The organism is Nostoc sp. UHCC 0302 (assembly GCF_038096175.1).
Taxonomy (GTDB): Bacteria; Cyanobacteriota; Cyanobacteriia; order Cyanobacteriales; family Nostocaceae; genus UHCC-0302.
The window spans coordinates 615,910-636,435 of sequence record NZ_CP151099.1; the positions used below are offsets into that span (position 1 = coordinate 615,910).

Here is a 20,526-nt window from a genome sequence, read left to right on the forward strand (position 1 = left end):
TGCGTCGCTCTAAGCGTTCGCCTTCGGTCTCGTAGAGAAGCTATGCCGTTGGCGCAGCCTCTCGTAGAGAAGGCTTTACGCTGCGCTAACACAGTCGCCTGCGGAGGTAAACCCTTTTGCAGCGCTGATTCACCGCAACGCAGTGCCTCCCCTAGGTATATTTCAAAAATAAAATATGAGTCCTATAGTAGGTTTTTAAAACCCTTGATTCATTCGCCAATCTGACAGTATTCACACTGAATTCTGACGGCTGACATCTTGATTCTGTCTTGATAAATTAAGAAATAAAAATTTTTGTATCGATAGTCTACAGCCAAGGCTGACCTCAATATTCTGAATCTCAGGTATTTTGAAGCCACTAATCTTTTTAATAAAAAAATCAGGATTTACACGGATATAATTTAGTCTCAAAATCTTTAATATCAAATAGCAATATTAAATACGTTTTAATATTGAACTATAGCAATGCCACTTTAAAGGCAAAATATAGGCGCAAGCATAGAGTCTGCTAAGGCAAAATTCTATGCTAATAACTCATGAATTTTAAATATTTTTGTTGTTCCCCCATCTCCATTGATATTATCAATCTAGATTTAGATGTAATACAAATCAAAGTCATAGCTGACTGCAATATGGCTAGTGTGGGTTTTTTAAAAGCGTTAATAAGAGGAATAAATTATGGCCCACTCAGAACTTACAGTCTCAAATAACTTATTTAATGAATTTAAAACTTGCACTGAACTACAATACAATGGGAAGTTAAACATTAAAAGTTTGAAAGGACACCAATGGACGTTCTACTATCGCCTCGGACGCATAGTTTGGGCTACCGGAGGAACTCATCCCTTCCGGCGCTGGCGTAGACATCTTGCTCAAAATTGTCCTCAAATTGATGTCGATAAATTGCAGTTACGGATGCAAGATATATCAATCGATTACTGGGACTATCGGCTTCTAGAAATTTTATATAAAAAACAAAAGATCCAGCGGGAACAAATTCAGACTATTGCAGAAAATACGATATCAGAACTGTTGTTTGATATATCTCAGCAGGGAAATTTTACTTCTTTAAGTTGTAATCGCAGCCAAGAAGTTATTTTAGAAACGCCAATGAGCTTCACTAGCGCAGATATGTCTATGAAGCACACACAAGACTTATGGAAAATTTGGTCAGAAGCTGGGTTAGCAAATTTTTCTCCTGACTTAGCACCAGTTTTACGAAGACCAGAACAACTTCAGCAACTGGTAAATCCATCTGTCTACAAAAACTTTGTGAATTTAATCAACGGTAAACACACCCTACGAGACTTAGCAACAAAAATGAAGCAGAGTGTGTTACCACTTTCCCGTTCTTTGCTTCCCTATATTTTAAAAGGAATCATTGAGTTAATGGAAGTAGCTGATTTACCTTTACTAATTACTGAAGCTAACAACAACTTAAACCCCACACAACCAAAAAAGTCAATTGCTCCACTAATAGCCTGCGTGGACGATAGCCCTCAAGTCTGCAAAATGTTGGAGGAAATTATTACTTCTAATGGACTGAGATTTATCAAAATTCAAGATGCTGTGCAAGCTTTACCAACTCTTATTGAGCATAAACCAGACCTAATTTTCTTAGATTTGATCATGCCAGTCGCTAGTGGTTACGAAATCTGCACTCAGTTGCGACGAATTTCAGCTTTTGCCAACACGCCAGTGATCATTTTAACAGGTAATGATGGTCTTTTAGATAGAGTTCGCGCTAAGGTGGCGGGTTCTACAGATTTTCTCGCCAAACCTGTAGTAGCTGATAGGGTGATGGGCATAGTACGAAAGTATCTAGCTCGACAGACTTCATCTCCTGTGAAAAGTGCGTCTAATGTAGAAGTTTGTAATTAAAACTTAGTTCATTTTTTCACTTTTCATAACAATTTAACAGGTAATTATGATGAATACTATTTTAGTTGTTGAAGATGGCTTAACTGATATGAAAATTATTAGTCGTTACTTGCAACAGGCTGGCTACTCCGTGATTAGCGCTACAAGTAGTGAAGAGGCTCAAGACAAAATAGATAGTACTAAGCCCGATCTGATATTTCTCGATGTGATTTTACCAGGTAAAAGCGGCTTTGAAATTTGCCGAGAATTAAAAAATAACCCTAATACTAGCCAAATACCTGTGGTTTTCTGTTCTACAAAAAATAGTGATGTAGATAAAATTTGGGGTAATATGCTCGGTGCAGAAGCTTATCTATCAAAACCAATTGATAAAGAAGAATTGATAGTAACGCTGAAGCGATTACTCAAGTAGAAATCTAGCGGATAAATTACAAAAAGTAGTTTAAACAATTCGTAATTATTACCTAAAATATAAATTTGGGAGAACGAAAATTTTGAAAAGTATAAATAAAAAATTAAGTAATAGCTACGAATTATTGCATCACTATTTTTAATTTCTCAATCTCTACAAATTTTTAGATACTAATTTAAAAAGTGGCTAAAACTAAATAACTGCAAAGGATAAACAACTTTGGAAACTAAGCAAAAATTTCTAAGTTTTAATTTGGGAGTAGGGGATATAGCCGTAATTTCGCTACAACATATTACAGAAGTTTTGCAAGTACCATTAGCGGAAATATGTGGTGTTCCTCAAATGCCTAATTGCATTTTGGGTATATACAACTGGCGTGGTGAGATGCTTTGGTTAGTTGATTTAGAGGCTATGCTAGGTTATCCTCCACTTTTGCAAGGTGCAAATTTACTTTCTAAAATGATGGCGATTGTGCTGGAAAGTGAGGGTAAATATTTAGGATTATTAGTGCGACAGCTTATAGATATTGAGTGGCTGGATACTCAGCACATGAAAGCTCCATCTGCTGAATTATTTTACCAATCAATATCACCTTTTTTGCAAGGATACTTTATTAATAATTCTGATGAGATGATTTTAAGCTTGGATGCGTTAACAATTATGCGATCGCCCGTATGGGAAACTCACAATAAACAGTTTAGTCATGGCTGATATCTTTACAATTAGTGATTTTTTACCAGCATTTTTCATCATTGCTTACATATTAAATTCATAATTTTTGAGGTTTTTAAAATGACATCTGTATATCATAACAACCAGGAAAATGAGCATCTGCTGACAAAAATAGAAAATCAAAATGGTAACGATAACATAGCAAATATTGCTAGCGATGAAATAACTTTATTAAATGCGATTGCACAGGAATTTAAAATTAGGCGGCAACAATTGCAAGACATTGCAACTCATATCCGTCAAACCTCAGATATGGATACGCTATTCAAAGTTACTGTAGCGCAAATTAGAGAGAAACTTACTTGCGATCGCGCCTTGATTTATCAGTTTACTAGCCTTGACTCTGGTAGTGTTTTAGCAGAATCTAGAACCCTAGCTTGGACACCTGCTATCGGTGAAAATATTCCCGGAATTATTTTTGGTTTATATACTAATCAAGATTATTTAGAACCAGTAGCTATTGACGATATTAATCAGATCCAACTTACACCTTATCAAAAGCAGCTACTAGAGAAATTTCAAATTAAAGCCAGTTTGAGTTTACCAATTGTAGTAGAAGGCAAAGTATGGGGTTTATTAGTAGTAAATAATTGTGCTTCAGCGCGGCAATGGCGAGAAGTAGAAATCAGCTTACTATCTCAAATTACAACTGAACTGATTTACAAATTGCAGAGTTTTGAATATCAAAAAGAACTACAAAAGCGGACACAAGCAAAAAAATCAGTTGCTAAAGTTATTGATAAAATTCTGCACGTATCAAATCTTGATAAGATTTTCCAAACGACGACTCAAGAAGTACGCCATTTACTACGATGTGATCGCGTAGGAGTATATCGCTTCAAACCTGACTGGAGTGGCGAATTTGTGGCTGAGTCAGTAGGTAATGGTTGGATAAAAATGGTCGGGCCAGATTTTTACATGGTCTGGGAAGATAGTCACCTCCAAGAAACTCAAGGGGGACGTTATGCCAAGGGCGAAAGTTTTGTCGTCAAAGACATTTATCAAGCTGGTCATGCTCAATGCCACATTGATGTTTTAGAGCAGTATGAGATGAAGGCTTACATCATTGCCCCGATATTTACTGGTGAGAAATTATGGGGCTTGCTGGCAGCTTACCAAAATTCTGGGCCTCGTGATTGGCAACCTTGGGAAGAAATTTTTTTGACTCAGATTGGCTTGCAATTTGGTGTGGCTATCTCACAAAGGGAATATCTCGAACAAGTGCATACCAAATCTGAGCAATTAACTCAGATAGTTGAACAAGAAAAAGCTGTAACCAAGGTAGTTAACCGCATCCGCCAATCTTTAGATATAGAAAGCGTCTTCAAAACAACCACTCAAGAAGTCCGGCAATTATTACGATGCGATCGCATGGTAGTCTTTCGCTTCAACTCCGACTGGAGTGGTGAATTTGTTGCAGAGTCAGTGGGTAATGGTTGGGTAAAACTGGTAGGCCCTGATATTAAAACTGTCTGGGCAGATACCTATATGCAAGAAAATGAGGGAGGACGTTATGCCAAAGGTGAAAGCTTTATCACTAATGACATCTATAAAGTAGGCCATTCTCCCTGCCATATTGAGATGTTAGAGCAGTTTGAAGTTAGAGCCTATGTAATTGTACCTGTATTTTCTGGGGACAAATTGTGGGGCTTGCTGGCAGCTTATCAAAATTCCGGCTCTCGTGATTGGCAACCTTGGGAAGCAAACTTTTTGACTCAGATTGGCTTGCAATTTGGCGTAGCAATATCACAGGCAGAATATGTTGAACAAGTACGGGTGAAATCTCAGCAACTAGTTCAGTTAGCGGAACAAGAAAAAGCTGTAACCAAGATAGTTAACCGTATCCGACAATCCTTAGATGCACAAGATATCTTCAAAACAACTACTCAAGAAGTCCGGCAATTACTGCAATGCGATCGGGTCGCTATCTTTCGTTTCCGACCTAACTGGAGTGGTGAATTTGTAGCTGAATCAGTGGGACATAGCTGGGTAAGATTGGTAAATTCTGATCTTAAAACTGTCTGCGAAGATACCCACTTACAAGAAACTGAGGGCGGTCGATATGCCAAAGGTGAAAGCTTTGTAGCTAATGACATCTATCAGGTGGGCCATTCCCCCTGTTACATCGAGATGTTAGAGCAGTTTGAAGCCAAAGCTTATGCGATCGTTCCTGTATTCTCTGGAGAAAAATTGTGGGGCTTACTGGCAGCTTATCAAAATTCCAGCTCCCGTGATTGGCAAGAATCGCAAGTCAGCTTGTTAACACGTATTGGCAGCCAGTTAGGAATAGCATTACAACAGACAGAATATTTACAGCAACTCCAGTCGCAGTCAGCCAAATTAGCAGAAGCAGCAACACGAGAAAAAGCAGCCAAGGAATTACTACAACAACGGTCTATTGAACTTTTAACAGCACTCAGACCTGCACTCAACGGTAACTTGACAGTACGCGCACCAATTACAGAAGACGAGCTAGGCACGATCGCTGACGCTTATAACAATACCCTGCAAGCGCTGCGGCAAATTGTTATCCAAGTACAAACAGCTGCTCAACAAGTTGCTCAAACCTCTAGTAATAGTGACGCTTCACTGGCGGGATTAACCAATCTGGCAAAACAGCAGTCTGATGAAATTACCGCAGCCTTGGGCGATATTCAACAGATGGTGGACTCTACTCAAGCTGTAGTAGCTAACGCCGAGTTGGTGCGAGTAGCAGTACAACAAGCGAACCAAACTGTAGAATCTGGCAATACCGCGATGAACTTGACTGTTAAGGCAATTCAAGCGATTCGCGAAACCGTCGCTCAAACCAGCAAAAAGATTAAACGCCTCAGCGAATCCTCGCAAAAAATTTCTAAAGTAGTGAATTTGATCAGCAACTTTGCCACACAGACAAATGTGCTGGCACTGAATGCAGCTATTGAAGCTACCCGTGCAGGTGAATATGGTAAAGGCTTTGCAGTTGTAGCTGACGAAGTTCGTTCTTTATCACGTCAGTCAGCCGCCGCAACCATCGAAATTGAAAAATTAGTCCAAGAGATTCAAGCAGAAACTGGAGAAGTTGCAGTGGCGATGGAAACTGGCATTCAGCAGGTGGTAGAAGGGACAAATCTTGTTAGTGAAACCCGTCAAAACTTGAATGCGATCGTTTCTGCAACGGCTGAAATTAGTCAGCTAATCGAGCGAATTACTGAAGCAACTCAAAAACAAATGATCCAATCAGTAACAGTAACTAATTCAATGGAAGGTGTAGCAGAAATTGCTGACAAAACTTTTGCTGAATCTCAAGAAATTTCCATTGTCTTCCAAGAATTATCAGGGATGGCGCAGGAGCTATTAACAACTGCGAGTAAATTCAAAGTCAATTAGGTAAAAAATAGGGAGTGGGAAGTAGGGAATAGGGAGTAGGGAATGACAAATTGTGAGATTCGTTCTTATCAAGATTTAAAAGTTTGGCAAGAAAGTATGAATTTAGCCGAATCTTGTTATCAGTTAACGATTGCATTCCCAAAAGAAGAACTTTACGGAATGACTTCACCGATTCGTCGCGCAGCTGTATCAATTCCAGCAAATATTGCGGAGGGTTATGGACGAGAGTATCGTGGAGAATATATAAAATTTCTTCTAATCTTACAAGGCTCTCTCAAAGAGCTAGAAACTCACTTGTTACTATCAGCTAGAAGCAAAGTTGGACTTACAGACACTCTAGCAGTCAATCCAATTTTGAGGCAATGTGAATCTGTCCGAAGACTACTTCGTGGTCTGATTCTTTCTCTACAGAATAAGGCGAGTAGAGAATAAATAATTTCAATATTCCCCACTCCCTACTCCCCAATCCCCACTCACTTATTAATTATGATCACAGATACTACAATTCGCGAGCAAGGCTACATTTATTTTCTGGCGGAAGTACCAGAACTAATGCAAACTATTGAACAAGAACTGTTTAGTTTGTTGGAAGGTTATAGCATTAATAAAGTGCATAACTTAATGCGGGCTACCCATACAATTAAAGGTTCAGCAGCTAACGTTGGGCTAGAGATAATTAAAAAGATAGCTCATTCACTAGAAGATGCGTTCAAGGCTTTATATAATCCAGATGTCGTAATTGATAGTGAATTGCAAACAATTTTACTACAAGCTTATGAGTGTCTTAGCCTAGCGCTAAACACCGAATTGATTGGAAGTACTGTTAATCATGAAGAACTTCTCCAGCGAGCAACTTCAGTTTTTGCACAATTACAAGAAAAACTGGGTGATGCTTTTGGAAATGAAACTCACATTCCCTCTTCTGCGGAATTGGGGTTTGATATTGTGCAGTCTATCTTTGAAATGGGAGTCCAGCAACGCTTAGAAAATCTCGTCGAAGCTATTAATAATATCATAGATAATACTGAGTTTGTTAATTTTTTAAGGGATCAGGCTGAGGTATTTTTGGGTTTAGCAGAGTCTTTAAATTTACCTGGATTGGGAGAAATTGCCCAAGCAATTATAGCAGCATTGCAAGTCAACTCTACTGAAGTGCAACAGATTGCAGAAATTGCTTTTGCTAATTTAAAGCAAGCGCAAAAAAGAGTGCTAGCAGGCGATCGCACTTGTGGTGGAGAAGTTTCTCCTGCTTTAAAAAAACTCGCTAACTTGTCAAGTAATGGTTTATCTGAAGAAATACAAAATAATTCATTAGCTGCTACATTTAGTAGCAATAAAGAAAAATTTTACTACTTTTTAACCACATCTGGCGATGCTAACAATGAGCCTGTAAAACCAACCAATGCTAAGTTTTATTTGAAAATACTTAACTATATTTTTGGTTGGTTTAACCATCAAATGGGAACATCTAAGGAGAAACTTAGCTTAGATTTACTAATTCCTATATTAGAAGAAAATATTATACTTAATTATATTGAAGATTGGCTGAAAAAATTTACTGATTTTATTCAAAACGAAAAAGATAGCCAAAGCCTTCGTCTTTATCGCCAAGGTATTATTTTAATTATTTTGGTTGCAGTTGCTAAATTTCAGTACTCAATTAATAAAAATAATAGCTATATCTTAGTAATCCAAACATTACAGACGCAAATTCGTACATTAGCAAAAGAATATAAAAACTATCCTCCTGTTACTGCTCAAGAAAAAAATTGGTTTAACAGTCAAAATTTACAACCACTACTAGTTATTAAAGAAATATCTAATACTGAATCTCTTTTAACTGTTGATAGTCTGCTAGATACTATTTGGGGAGGAGATGTTAGCGCAAATATTACTGAGGAAGCTTCAATAATTCAGTCTGATAAACAAATTACAAGTGATGTTTCTTCAGCAATATCGTTATCGAAAGATGAGCAAGACGCTTTAGATATTTCAGAAACAGTTATTCAAGCCGTTCCTAATTCAGTTATACAAATCAATAAAAAATTAGAAGATAACTCGCAGACTTTTCAAACTCAAAACAGCCGCCAACATTCATTTGTTAGAGTAGATACAGAAGGACTACAACGTCTGAATTACCTAGCAGGAGAGTTACTAATTTATCAAAAGCGGCGGAATTTGTATGATGAACAGTTTCAAGAAATATTTGAACAATTATTGCAACAACTTAGTAGACACCAAGCAACTTTAAATCAATTACGTGATTTGCCACTACAGATGCAAAATTTCACATCACAAAACACGCAAAATTTTACGAGTGTGAAATTTGACTCTTTGGAAATGGATGTATATTCAGAATTTAATCTAACGCTGCACGAAGCAATAGAAGAAACATTTCAACTACAAGAAACCACAGAATCCCTTGATTTACTGTTTACACAGGCTACTCAAATTAGTGATAAAAAACAGAACCTAACACTTAACATCATTGATAATTTAGTAGAAGCGCGGATGTTACCTTTAGAAAATATCCTGAATCGCTTTCCTCAGATGGTGAAAAAGTTGGGGAACGTTTATGCCAAGCTTGTAGAGTTGAAACTTACAGGTACAGAAGTGCTGGTAGATAAAGCGATCGCTGAAAAGCTCTACGATCCCTTATTGCACTTAGTACGTAATGCTTTTGACCACGGTATTGAACCTCCACAGGTTCGCCAGCAGCTTGGCAAATCAGAACAAGGTTTAATTGAAATCTGCGCTTATCATCAGGGTGGTCAAACTATTATTGAAGTTCGGGATGATGGCCAAGGTTTGAATCTAGAAATGGTTCGTAGAAAAGCTATTGAACTTAAACTCATATCGGCTGATGATGAAGCTAGAGGCTATTATTATCAACCGCTTGAATCTGAACTTTTAGATATGATATTTTTACCTGGCTTTTCCACTGCTAGTAAAGTCAGTGAAATTTCTGGACGTGGTATGGGTTTAGATATTGTACGTTCTCAGTTGCAAGTACTCAACGGCTCGATCTCAGTTAAATCATTACCCAACCAAGGAACAACATTCATACTTAAAATTCCTTTTTCTATGACTACAGATAAATTAATGCTAATTCAAGCGGGAGGTGTTGTTTATGGCTTGCTTTTGGACACTATCGAAAAAATATTGATTCCTTCGGAGCAGCAAACCAAGGAATTTGAAGGTAAAAAAGTTTTACATTACAACACAGGTAGAGATGAAACTATAGTCAGCCTCCGTCAACTTTCAGAGTTGATGGATTATAACAGTTTATTTATTAATAATACGAATTTAAATAATATATCAAATACTCGTGACACAGAGGCAACAAAGAACCCAGTGCTTTTGCTACGGCGAAATCAAGGAATTTTTGCTTTAGAAGTTGACCAAATAATTGGTGAACAAGAGTTGGTAATTAGACCTTTAGGAAATGCGATCGCTCCCCCAAAATATATTTATGGTTGTAGTAGTTTAGCCAATGGTAATCTCATCTTAGTAATTGATGCTGCTTTACTAAGTGAGCCTACTGAGATGCAAGCAACACTTGATATTATGACATTACCAGCGGCTTATTCCTCAAAGAAAAAAGCATTACCGATGTCGGAAGATACTTTTATATCTACACCGTTACTTGCTGCATCTACTGCTAAAACTTTTGTAGAAACTCAGCCAAGTCAGTTTTTAGTAAATCATCAAACCCCAAAAACAGTATTAGTGGTAGATGACGCAATCAGTCTTAGGCAAACCCTCACTCTGACTCTACAAAAATCTGGCTATCAAGTTATACAAGCACAAAATGGTGTCGAAGCTTTAGAAAAGTTACACTTACATCCTGAAATTAAAGTTATCGTCTCCGATTTAGAAATGCCACGGATGAATGGTTTTGAGTTTTTGAACCATCTTCGTCAATATCCAATTTTAGCAAAAATACCTGTAGTGATTCTCACTTCTCGCAGCGCTGAAAAACATCGTCAACTTGCTCAAGAATTAGGTGCAAAAGCTTATTTAAGCAAACCTTATTTAGAACATGAGTTTTTATCTATAATTAAAAGTTTAATTAATAGCACTATAGATGAAATAAGCAATTTGACCATAGTTGCAAATCATGAAAGTTAACTATATTTAATAACAAAAAATTCAGCAATTAATAAATTTAAATATAGTGGCGTGACCGGATTAAAATAGTGCATTAATAAACCGCAGAGGCACAGAGAAGCCAGTGCGTTGCGGGGGTTCCCCCCGTTGTAGCAACTGGCGCGACACAGAGACAGAAAAGAAAATTGTCTTGATGTTTTATGCACTAAATTAGCTCGGTCATGCTACTACATCTGTACTTTAAAATAGCAGTATATAAATTGTGTAGCCAGTAGATAGCTTTGCTGAAATTAGTTGGATTTTATCTAAAAATTTCTATACTTTGGGTGGAGCCTCGCCAAATTTAATTAAAAGTGCGATCGCAATACTGACCATTAAAATTAACGACATACTCAAAGCTGAACCAAATCCCCAATTTTGAGTTGCTCCCAGAAACTGATTATAAACTAACCGTGCCGCCGTCATACTAGAAGCACCACCAAGTAACTCTGGGTCAACAAAATCGCCTAAGCCTGTGATGAAAACAAGCATGGAACTAGCAGCAATTCCCGGTAAAATTTGCGGTACTGTCACTTGCCAAAAAGTTTGTACAGGATTTGCGCCTAAATCAGCAGCTGCTTCTAGTAACCGCTTATCTAGTTTCTCCAAAGAGGCATATAAAATCAAAACCATATAAGGCAGTAAGCTGTAACTCATGCCAATTAATACAGCTGGAATTCGGTTAAGTAATTCCAAAGTTGGCAAGCCGAAAGTAGTAAGTAAAGTATTCAATAAACCAGTCGGACGAAGAATTGTAATCCAAGCGTAAGAGCGAAGTAAGGAAGAAGTCCACAAAGGTAAGACAAAAGCTAGTAGTAGCAAATTGCGCCAACGCTGCGGAGCCATTTGAGCAATCCAATAAGCGACGGGAAAACCCAAGATTAAGCAAATAATAGTAGTACCAAAGGCTAAAAAAAGCGATCGCCCAATTACTTGCAAGTAAAGAGGGTCAAGTATGCGGATGTAGTTTTTGAATCCATTAGGGTTAACTAAATCCCCTGGTCGGATATCTGCTACTAAGCTTAACTGAAAAATTATCAACGTTGGCAACACCAACAAAAGTAGTAACCAAATCCCAGATGGTGCAAGCAATACTAATGGCTGGAGCCAATTTATTTGTGGGCGATGCGATTTTTGCACTTCAGCAATATTGCCCGCAGAATCTATTTGTGAATGATGAATTTGATTAGACACAATCCTAATTTATAATTTTTGAATTTTGACTCTTGTATAGATGCGATTAATCGCGTCTCTCTAGATTTTTAACTACTAGTTAATTGAGTCCAATAGCGTTCGTAAATTTCTTCAAATTTTCCTAAAGGAGTAATACGTTCACAATTTTTTAAAAGTTCCTCTGAGGGAAACAAATTGGTATTGTTTTGTATTCTTTTTGGTAATTGTTCAAATCCAGCGCTATTAGGTGTAGAAACGTTCAGGCGTTGACTGATTTGAGCGGCTACTTCTGGTTGCAAAATCATATTAATCCAAGCGTAGGCTCCAGCTAAGTTCGGGGCTGTTTTAGGAACTACAATAGTGTCAGTCCATAGTGAGGAACCACTGCGAGGAATGACATATTTTAGTTTAGGATTTTCTTTAGAAATTCTCACCGCATCGGCTGAATAACACATTGCTAGTAGTAAATCTCCTGCCAAAATTTGATTTTGCCAAGCATCAGTATCAAAAGCGGCGATCGCAGATTTTAGCACCTTCAACTTATCATAAGCTTGTTGGATTTCTTGTTCGTTTTGTGAGTTGTAAGAGTAACCCAACATTCGCAACGTTGCACCCATCACCTCACGGACATCATTAAGTAACGTCATCCGTTTATTAAGCTTATCTTGGTTTCGCCAAAGATATTCCCAATCTTCTGGTGCATCTTGGAGTTTCTCAGAATTATAAAGCAACCCTGTCGTTCCCCAATTAAAAGGGATACTGTAACGGTTATTGGGGTCATAACTAGGATTAACAAAGCGGGGGAATAAATTCTCTAAACCGATGAGGCGATCGTGATCTATTTCTGTTAATAAATCTTTGTCGACCATCTTCTTTACCATATAATCGGATGGGTAGATAATGCTATAACTACTACCGCCCCCAGCTTGCAACTTAGCCAGCATCACATCGTTAGAATCATATAAATCCGCAAGCACTTTCATGCCAGTTTGAGCGCTAAAAGTTTGCAGTAATTGTCTATCGGTATATTGCGTCCAGGTGTAAATATAGAGTTGATCACGTTGCTCAGAAGTAGTAGAATTAGCACGCACTTCAGCTAGTCTCCAGCCACAACCAGCCAAGGAAAAGCTAGAAAGTGCTGCCATCCCTTTTAAGAATTGGCGTCTGTGAGTCATTAAGTTAATGTTTAATACTTTAACAATTGTGTATCGAGCAATTCGCCAAGCTGATCAACAAGCAGTAGGGAACAGGATTAGGACTAGCGATCGCTCAACAAATTGTAGTTGATAAGCATGGTGGTTCGATTCAAATGAAATCCACACCTGGTGAGGGAACTGAATTTGTTATCCTTTTACCTATTAAGGCAGATTTTAATAAGTATTATCTATTGAATAATAGCGATACAATCAGTTTCTGCCCACCAAGCGTATATTGATGTGTCGCGGTCTGGCAAATTGCCTAAAGTATTAGGTTGTAAAACATTGAGCCTAATACCATTTGTTAATTCCACAACATAATTAACGTGAGTACCCAAATACATCACATTCACAAGCTGTCCTTCAAAACAATTAGTTGGCAGATTGGGTTGATAAAGCGAAAGCTGTATTTTTTCTGGACGTACACTTACTATTACCGTTTGTGATATTTCAGTTGGTGTATCTTCAGCGCGGCTAATGACAATTGAAAGTCCCGTTTTCGTCAAAATTTGCACGTTAGAAGCGTCTACTGCAACGATTTCACCGCTAAATAAATTAGTGTCGCCAATAAAATCAGCAACAAAGGATGTCTGGGGACGTTCGTAAATTTGGCTGGGAGTACCAACTTGTTCAATTTTGCCTTGATTCATCACCGCAATGCGATCGCTCAACGAAAGCGCCTCTTCTTGGTCATGTGTCACCATCACAAAGGTCAAACCTAAGTCTTTGTGTAAATTTGATAACTCAACCTGCATTTCCTTACGCAGTTTTAAATCTAGCGCCCCTAAAGGTTCATCTAGTAGTACAACAGCGGGACGATTGACTAAAGCCCTTGCCAAAGCAACCCGTTGCTGTTGACCACCAGAAAGTTGACTGGGAAAACGCGATCGCAAACTTTCCATTTTCACCAGCTTTAAAGCTTCTTGGACTCTAATTTCAATTTCCGATTTGCGTAATTTTTTTAGCCGCAGTCCAAAGGCGATGTTATTCCACACATTCAGGTGGCTAAATAACGCGTAACTTTGAAATACAGTATTGACTGGGCGGCGATAAGCAGGGACATCAGTCATAGGCTGACCTTGAATCAATACCTTACCAGCATCAGCCCTTTCAAACCCAGCAATTAAGCGCAATGTCGTTGTCTTGCCACAACCAGAGGGGCCTAAAATACTAAAAAATTCCCCCTGTCTGACATCCAAGTCTACTCCATGTACTGCTGGTTCTTGGTTAAAAAACTTAAATACATTTCGCAGTTCAACATCTAGTGGTTGAAAATTTATTATCCCCCTCTGATTGTGCATGACAGTTTGAGCCATAATCCTTAGTAGAATGCCGTAATATTACGAGATTTTGTCATATTTATGTAGTCTATTGTCATTTGTCATTTGTCATTTGTCATTAGTTATTCAACCTCTTCCTTGCTCCCTACGAAAGATACGCCCGATTATTTTGCGCTCAGTACCGGGTATAACTTTAGAGTAATTGCATACAAATAATTTCATTCTCACAATCACTCTTAGTATTATGGGTTCATTACGCTCATCGCCATTTGGGAACAAAAAATATACACGTACAGTTGGACGTGGTTTCCAATCAATATTTTTAATCGTATTTACGCTATTAATGACGGCTGGTATTGGAGCGCGTTTGGCATATTTGCAAATTGTTGAAGGGCCAAAACTTCGACAAAGAGCAGAAGCCAACCGAATTCGGATGATTTCTAAACAACCGGAACGGGGGAACATTTTTGACCGTAATGGTAAACTTTTAGCCAGTACTCGCTATCCGCGTTCTGTATATTTGTGGCCGATGGCACATACTAAACCTTCATGGTCAGTGGTCGGCCCACGTCTAGCAGAAATTCTGAATATCTCGCAAGAAGAGATGGAAAAGAAATTAGAACAGGCAGGTGCTAATTCTTCTTCACTGATTAGGGTGGCACGCGATTTGAACGAAGCACAAGTCACAGCATTGAAGGAGTATCAAAATGAACTCCCAGAGGTAGAGATTAATACAGATGCTGTGCGCTATTATCCCCACGGCAAAGAATTAGCACATATACTAGGTTACACGCGCGAATTGACCCCTGAACAGTTAAAAGACAAGAAGAACGAAGGTTACCGCCTGGGAGATGTGATTGGTCAGATGGGGATAGAAAAAGCTTATGAGCAATTACTGCGCGGTGAATGGGGTGGTCAGCGGGTAGAAGTAGATGGTGCTGGTCGGCCAATCCGCGTTTTGGGAGAGAAACAGGCAAAAGCTGGTAACGACTTACACTTAACCATAGATTTGGATGTGCAGAAAGCAGCAGAAAAAGCTTTGGGAAATCGCAATGGTGCGATCGTGGCACTTGATCCAAAAAACGGTGCTATTTTAGCAATGGTGTCTTACCCTACTTTTGACCCGAATATCTTCTCCAAACAAAAACTCTCTCAGAAAGACTGGGAAAGTGTGCAAGGTAAAGACCATCCGTTGGTCAATCGCGCCTTGAGTGCCTTTCCACCCGCTAGTACTTTTAAAATTGTCACCACGACAGCTGGACTGGAATCAGGTGAATTTTCTCCTGACACAGTATTACAGACATTTGGCTCACTCACCGTTGGCGGAGTAACTTTTGGTGAATGGAACCACGCCGGATTTGGGCCGTTGGGATTTCCCAGAGCGATCGCTATGAGTAGTGATACCTTCTTTTATCAAGTTGGTAGAAAAGTCGGTGGCCCAACTTTAATCGAATGGAGTCGCAAATATGGCTTTGGTAAAAAAACTGGCATCGAGTTTCCCAATGAAGAATCAAAAGGCTTGGTTCCCGATGAAACATGGAAACAAAAAGTTTTTAAGATACCTTGGACTGTAGGCGACACTATTAATATGTCAATTGGTCAAGGCGCTCTACAAGTAACACCCTTGCAATCGGCAATTATGTTTTCTGTGCCTGCTAATGGTGGCTATCGAGTTAAGCCACATCTGCTTAAAGACCATGAAGAGGCAAAAAGCTGGCGAGAATCGTTAAATATGAAACCGTCAACTATTAAAGTTCTGCGCGATGGATTGCGGAAAGTAATAAGTGAGGGTACAGGTAAGCGTTTGGATGTGCGAACAATTGCCCCAGCATCAGGAAAGAGTGGTACGGCTGAAGCTGGTGTTGGTCGTCCGAATCATACTTGGTTTGGTGCTTATGCCCCTAGCGTTCAGCCAGAAATTGTCGTTGTGGCATTTGGCGAAAACTCTGGTGATCATGGCGGTACTGTTTGTGGCCCGATGGTTTTACAAGTGTTAGAAGCTTATTTTCAACATAAGTATCCCGGCAAATATGAAAAACCTCAAACAGAAGCTAAGCCTCAAAACTCAGGACGTGTGGCTGGGGATTAGGGATTAGGGATTGGGGATTGGGGTATTAGTTATTTTATTTCTCCCCCTGCATTAGTGTCAACTTAAGGAAAAAGTCAACAAGTAGAGGTAGAGTAGGGGAGTAGAGACAAAGACAAAAGGAGTTGTCAAAATGGCTACTCCCCGGATGAGAAAAGATGGCAATCCAGACTTAAGAAGACAAACACAACTGCCAGCACCAGCAATAGAAGAAATAGAAGCCCAGATATACGCACTACTAGAACCATCAAACTTTAAACCACTAAGAGATTCACCAGGACTAGACAACAAAAACTTAAGAGAAAGAAAATTAACATTACCAGTGATGATGGCAGTGGTAGTAAGTCTGGTGTATCGACAAATAGCCGGATTAAGCGAAGCAATCAGATTATTAGCCACAGAAGGATTAATGTGGGTAGAACCGATGTTAGTGAGTAAACAAGCACTCTCACAAAGGTTAAAGAAAATACCAGCAAAATTATTTGCACAAGTGTTTGAGCAAGTCATCGAAAAAATCCATGCCACCCCACAGGCAAATAGAATCCCACAGCAGTGGCAACAACTACATCAGACTTTTGGTGCAGTGTGGATAGCGGATGGGTCAACACTAGAAGAATTACGCAAAAAGTTAAAAGCATTATCAGACCAAACAACAGTGTTGGCAGGAAAAATGATGATGGTGGTAGAAGCGTTTACTCATGTACCGACCAAAATCTGGTACACGGAAGATAGCAAAGCTAATGACAAAATTTTTGCCCAGGAGCTATTAGAGCAACTGCCAACTGGCGGACTATTGATTTTCGATTTGGGTTTTTTCAAGTTTGGCTGGTTTGACCAGTTTACACAGCAGCAGAAGTTTTTCGTGACGCGATTGCGCGAAAAAACTTCTTACTTTGTGGTGCGCTGTTTATCAACTGGTGTTTACTATCGTGACGAAATCATCGATATGGGACAATATCGATCCAATCCTTGTCAGTATCCAGTTCGCTTAGTTTCTGTACTCTGGGGTAATAGTTGGTACTACTATTTGACCAATGTGCTTGACCCACAGTTATTATCTGCACAACAAGTGTGTGAACTCTACCGTTGTCGTTGGCGGATTGAAGATGCCTTTAAGCTGACTAAACGACTTCTGGGTCTGGCTTATATTTGGGTTGGCGACCGTAACGGGGTTCAGATTCAAATCTTTGCGACTGTGATTTTCTACACTGTTCTCAACAATTTATCTTCTCAAATCGCGTTCGCACTCGGTCAGCCACTTGAACGTATTTCTGTGGAAATGGTCTTTCGCAGTTTGTATTACTTTGCTGTGGCTGTTTTGCGTCGTGAAACTGATAATGTTGTTGACTATTTAGTTTCACATTACAAGCTTTTTGGTTTGCTTAAAGCCGAGCGCAAACGTCATCGTCAGATTCACTCGCGGTCGGCTCAAGTCTGGGCTGATGCTCCTTAAGTTGACACCAATGCTCCCCCTGCCCCCCCTCTTCTTTTACTGGCCACTTCTAGCGGGTTTTAAGTTTCTGGCTTTGTAGAACATTTCTAAGCTGTCGCGATCGCCTACAAAACGCCAGTGCCAAGGTTCATAACTTACGCCTTGAATATTATTTTTGGGAAAGGACATTTCAAAGCCAAAACGTGCTGCATTTGCTTGCAGCCACTTATAAGCTTTGGTATTGTCAAAATTCGCTTGGAGATTAGTTACTGGTACTGCCCCGTCTCCAACATCCACAGCGTAACCAGTGTGATGTTCGCTATGCCCAGGGGGAGCGCTCAAAGCTGCTCGTTCTGCTGGTGTCTGATTTCGTTGAGCGCCCACGTTAAAAAACAACTGCTCTTGCTCTTTCACCGAGCGAAAACCAGAAATTGGCACTAAAATTACACCTGCACTCCGCGCTGCTTGTGTCATCGCTCGAAACTTTTCAGCAGCAGTTTTTCGCATTCTGATCCGCCTGTCAGCAGTAATCGGTACTAATTCTGACTGAGGTGCTTCTGGATATACCAAATGCCCCAACACAGCATCGTTATTGTTACTTTGGCTGTTGACAGAGCTACCAGATTCTGTGCTAGTTGAAGGTTGAGAATCAGCAGTTTTTTTAGGTGCAGTGACAAAAAACAAAAAGCCGCTAATCAAAGCCAGCAGAATAAATCCCACGACTCCCCCAATCAGCAATACTTGGAGTCGCAAATTGATTTTGGGTGCTACATCAGGAGTGACGCGTAGAGCCACTGGAATATCATCACCAGGGTCATTCGATGGGTTTTGCGGTTTTCCAGAAAAGCCAGCCTTATTCAAGGGTCAACTCCTGCTTAATGTTGAATAGCCATAACAGATTTTAGACTGGACAAATATAGACGTTACAGGTAACATTTTACATCTGTGGTTTCTAGGCGTAGATTTTGACAAACCTTCTAGAACTATACGTCAAGCTAGGTGGATTAGTCCTAGTAGGACTTATTTTGGGACGCAAACTACCTGCCACAGTTCCCATCCGTTTAGGTCAGTTTATATTCTGGGTGGGAGTACCTATAAGTATCGTATCTTTTTTGCGACAAGCTAACTTGTCGAGGCAGATTTGGGTTGCACCTGCCATCGCTTACCTAGCAATTTTACTAGGAGCGTTTTTGGCTTGGCTATGGATTAAAGGACAAGCCTATTTTAAAAATACAGTCCCCCAACAGCAAACTCAGGGTAGTTTTATCTTGGCGGCTATGTTGGGCAACACAGGTTATCTTGGATTTCCCATCATCCTAGCAATGGTAGGCAAGGAATACTTTGCTTGGGCGCTATTTTATGATTTGCTGGGGTCGTTCCCTGGTACTTATGGCTTAGGTGTGTTGCTTGCAGCTCGTTTTAGTAGCGATAAGCAGAATTATCAGCAGTTTCTTAAGGCAATCTTGATTAATCCTGCACTTTGGAGTTTTGGATTTGGCTTACTCTTTCGAGAAGTGAAAATACCCACACTAGTAGAATTCTCTTTAGAAAAATTTGCTTGGAGTGTGATTACTTTGTCTTTGGTGTTAATTGGGATGCGATTAGGGAAACTGAATTCTTGGCACAGCTTACCAAAAGCAGGAATAAGCTTAGTCATCAAAATGCTGATAGTTCCCTTAATTTTAAGTAGCATCCTGCCACTATTTGGTTTAACTGGCCCGACAGCACAAGTAATTGTCCTACAAATGGCGATGCCTCCAGCTTTTGGCACATTGGTAATAGCCGAAACATTCAATCTTGATCGCAATTTAGCTGTTACTACCTTGGCAGCTGGGGCTATAGTCTTGTTGATTACTCTTCCACTTTGGCTGTGGTTGTTTTGAGCTAAGAGTGCAAAGGACACAAGGAAAGCTAGATTAAACAAAGGGCGCTTGAATTTTTGCAACCCGATGCATTAACAATACAGGTCGATGTTTTGGCATAACCAACTGATGTTTTGGCATAACCAACTGATGTTTTGGCATAACCAACTGATGTTTTGGCATAACCAACTGATGTTTTGGCATAACCAACTGATGTTTTGACATAACCGATTGATGTTTTGGCAGACCGATGGAATGCGACAGATAAACCATTGTAGAAACGTTGCAATGCAACGTTTCTACCAAAAAATTTGTTGCAATCATTAATTGAATTGGTATGACAACGCAGGAAATTGCATTCAAATGGCACAACAACGCAAATAAGTTAGAGACGTTTTAAACAACGCGTCTTTACAAGAATCTATCTGTTGCTCGTCGCTTTAGCCGCCAGTTCTCCGGGGTTCATCTGCTCGTAATGTTCAAAAGGTTGGTGAATCCAAGGGTTGTCAGGTAGGTAATCGACATAATAATCGGGTGCTATAACTGAACAAGCTTTGTACCACAGTACAGCAGTGCGAATTTCTTCAATGGGGAAATCATTATTTTGCTTAAGCCAAGGTATAGTTTGTTGCAGTGTAACCCCAGAGTCTACTAAGTCATCGACCAAGAGAATACGCGAACCCAAGTTTTCGGCAGTCATTGTCAGGTGGCGCGAGAAAACTAGATTACTTCTTTCTTGTTTACCAGGGCCACTGTAAGATGATGTTGCTAATATAGCTAGCGGCTGCTGGTATATACGAGAGAGAATGTCTCCAACTCGCAGTCCACCTCTGGCAAGACAAATAATTTGGTTGAACTTCCAACCCGATTGATAAATCTCAATAGCCAGTTGTTCAATTTTATGGTGATAATCTGACCAAGAAACATAAAGGTCTGGCATAACACTAAAGGAAG

15 protein-coding genes and 1 pseudogene are annotated in these 20,526 nt (G+C 39.5%); 10 read left to right on the forward strand and 6 right to left on the reverse strand.

Annotated elements, in window-relative coordinates:
- Positions 1 to 678 precede the first annotated feature (678 nt).
- The 6 genes from WKK05_RS02490 to WKK05_RS02515 all read left to right on the forward strand — a co-directional run bounded on the left by WKK05_RS02490 (position 679) and on the right by WKK05_RS02515 (position 10,525).
- A complete protein-coding gene (locus tag WKK05_RS02490; protein WP_341528236.1) occupies positions 679 to 1,881 on the forward strand; it encodes a response regulator in 1,203 nt (400 codons plus the stop codon).
- A gap of 49 nt (positions 1,882 to 1,930) precedes the next feature.
- Positions 1,931 to 2,293, forward strand: coding sequence for a response regulator (locus WKK05_RS02495; protein ID WP_341531006.1), 363 nt, complete (start codon positions 1,931 to 1,933; stop codon positions 2,291 to 2,293).
- Positions 2,294 to 2,512: 219 nt separating this feature from the next.
- Positions 2,513 to 3,004 carry a chemotaxis protein CheW gene (locus WKK05_RS02500; RefSeq protein ID WP_341528237.1) on the forward strand — a complete coding sequence of 164 codons (492 nt, stop codon included), beginning with the start codon at positions 2,513 to 2,515 and terminating at the stop codon, positions 3,002 to 3,004.
- An 81-nt stretch (positions 3,005 to 3,085) separates the two neighbouring features.
- Entirely contained in the window at positions 3,086 to 6,394 is a 3,309-nt protein-coding gene (locus WKK05_RS02505) for a GAF domain-containing protein (RefSeq protein ID WP_341528238.1), read from the forward strand.
- A 42-nt stretch (positions 6,395 to 6,436) separates the two neighbouring features.
- A complete protein-coding gene (locus WKK05_RS02510) occupies positions 6,437 to 6,826 on the forward strand; it encodes a four helix bundle protein (protein ID WP_341528239.1) in 390 nt (129 codons plus the stop codon).
- Positions 6,827 to 6,880: 54 nt separating this feature from the next.
- Positions 6,881 to 10,525 (forward strand): hybrid sensor histidine kinase/response regulator, encoded by a 3,645-nt coding sequence (locus WKK05_RS02515; protein ID WP_341528240.1) that lies wholly within the window; start codon positions 6,881 to 6,883, stop codon positions 10,523 to 10,525.
- A 294-nt stretch (positions 10,526 to 10,819) separates the two neighbouring features.
- Here the strand turns inward: WKK05_RS02515 and WKK05_RS02520 are convergent, their stop codons facing one another.
- Positions 10,820 to 11,737 (reverse strand): ABC transporter permease, encoded by a 918-nt coding sequence (locus tag WKK05_RS02520; RefSeq protein WP_341528241.1) that lies wholly within the window; start codon positions 11,735 to 11,737, stop codon positions 10,820 to 10,822.
- Between the two features lie 68 nt (positions 11,738 to 11,805).
- Positions 11,806 to 12,891: a spermidine/putrescine ABC transporter substrate-binding protein gene (locus tag WKK05_RS02525; RefSeq protein ID WP_341528242.1), complete on the reverse strand. Its 1,086-nt coding sequence runs from the start codon at positions 12,889 to 12,891 to the stop codon at positions 11,806 to 11,808.
- 80 nt (positions 12,892 to 12,971) lie between these two features.
- On the opposite strand from WKK05_RS02525, the pseudogene WKK05_RS02530 reads away from it, so the two are divergent.
- Positions 12,972 to 13,151: pseudogene (locus WKK05_RS02530) on the forward strand (ATP-binding protein); the annotation flags it as partial.
- Here WKK05_RS02530 and WKK05_RS02535 read toward each other — a convergent pair.
- Positions 13,101 to 14,228 carry an ABC transporter ATP-binding protein gene (locus WKK05_RS02535; protein WP_341528243.1) on the reverse strand — a complete coding sequence of 376 codons (1,128 nt, stop codon included), beginning with the start codon at positions 14,226 to 14,228 and terminating at the stop codon, positions 13,101 to 13,103. The pseudogene WKK05_RS02530 and the gene WKK05_RS02535 overlap by 51 nt on opposite strands.
- Before the next feature lie 208 nt (positions 14,229 to 14,436).
- Between WKK05_RS02535 and mrdA the strand changes: the two genes are divergently transcribed.
- Both mrdA and WKK05_RS02545 read left to right on the forward strand, forming a co-directional pair.
- On the forward strand, positions 14,437 to 16,281 hold the full coding sequence (gene mrdA, locus WKK05_RS02540) for a penicillin-binding protein 2 (RefSeq protein ID WP_341528244.1): 1,845 nt from the start codon (positions 14,437 to 14,439) through the stop codon (positions 16,279 to 16,281).
- 130 nt (positions 16,282 to 16,411) lie between these two features.
- On the forward strand, positions 16,412 to 17,731 hold the full coding sequence (locus WKK05_RS02545; RefSeq protein ID WP_341528245.1) for an IS4 family transposase: 1,320 nt from the start codon (positions 16,412 to 16,414) through the stop codon (positions 17,729 to 17,731).
- A gap of 36 nt (positions 17,732 to 17,767) precedes the next feature.
- On the opposite strand, the gene WKK05_RS02550 is transcribed toward WKK05_RS02545, so the two are convergent.
- Entirely contained in the window at positions 17,768 to 18,571 is an 804-nt protein-coding gene (locus tag WKK05_RS02550; protein WP_341528246.1) for a M15 family metallopeptidase, read from the reverse strand.
- Between the two features lie 104 nt (positions 18,572 to 18,675).
- Between WKK05_RS02550 and WKK05_RS02555 the strand changes: the two genes are divergently transcribed.
- The gene (locus WKK05_RS02555; RefSeq protein ID WP_341528247.1) at positions 18,676 to 19,593 is read left to right on the forward strand and encodes an AEC family transporter; all 918 of its coding nucleotides are present in this window, start codon (positions 18,676 to 18,678) and stop codon (positions 19,591 to 19,593) included.
- Positions 19,594 to 19,621: 28 nt separating this feature from the next.
- On the opposite strand, the gene WKK05_RS02560 is transcribed toward WKK05_RS02555, so the two are convergent.
- The gene (locus WKK05_RS02560) at positions 19,622 to 19,861 is read right to left on the reverse strand and encodes a hypothetical protein (protein WP_341528248.1); all 240 of its coding nucleotides are present in this window, start codon (positions 19,859 to 19,861) and stop codon (positions 19,622 to 19,624) included.
- 132 nt (positions 19,862 to 19,993) lie between these two features.
- Positions 19,994 to 20,512, reverse strand: a complete 519-nt coding sequence (locus WKK05_RS02565) for a phosphoribosyltransferase (protein ID WP_341528249.1) — start codon at positions 20,510 to 20,512, stop codon at positions 19,994 to 19,996.
- Between the last annotated feature and the right edge of the window lie 14 nt (positions 20,513 to 20,526).

Excerpts from the sequence above, each read along its gene's own strand:
- WKK05_RS02545 (WP_341528245.1), top strand. The coding sequence starts at position 16,412 with ATGGCTACTCCCCGGATGAGAAAAGATGGCAATCCAGACTTAAGAAGA.
- WKK05_RS02565 (WP_341528249.1), bottom strand. The coding sequence starts at position 20,512 with ATGCCAGACCTTTATGTTTCTTGGTCAGATTATCACCATAAAATTGAA.
- WKK05_RS02490 (WP_341528236.1), top strand. The coding sequence starts at position 679 with ATGGCCCACTCAGAACTTACAGTCTCAAATAACTTATTTAATGAATTT.
- WKK05_RS02525 (WP_341528242.1), bottom strand. The coding sequence starts at position 12,891 with ATGACTCACAGACGCCAATTCTTAAAAGGGATGGCAGCACTTTCTAGC.
- WKK05_RS02510 (WP_341528239.1), top strand. The coding sequence starts at position 6,437 with ATGACAAATTGTGAGATTCGTTCTTATCAAGATTTAAAAGTTTGGCAA.
- WKK05_RS02535 (WP_341528243.1), bottom strand. The coding sequence starts at position 14,228 with ATGGCTCAAACTGTCATGCACAATCAGAGGGGGATAATAAATTTTCAA.
- WKK05_RS02505 (WP_341528238.1), top strand. The coding sequence starts at position 3,086 with ATGACATCTGTATATCATAACAACCAGGAAAATGAGCATCTGCTGACA.
- WKK05_RS02515 (WP_341528240.1), top strand. The coding sequence starts at position 6,881 with ATGATCACAGATACTACAATTCGCGAGCAAGGCTACATTTATTTTCTG.
- mrdA (WP_341528244.1), top strand. The coding sequence starts at position 14,437 with ATGGGTTCATTACGCTCATCGCCATTTGGGAACAAAAAATATACACGT.
- WKK05_RS02495 (WP_341531006.1), top strand. The coding sequence starts at position 1,931 with ATGAATACTATTTTAGTTGTTGAAGATGGCTTAACTGATATGAAAATT.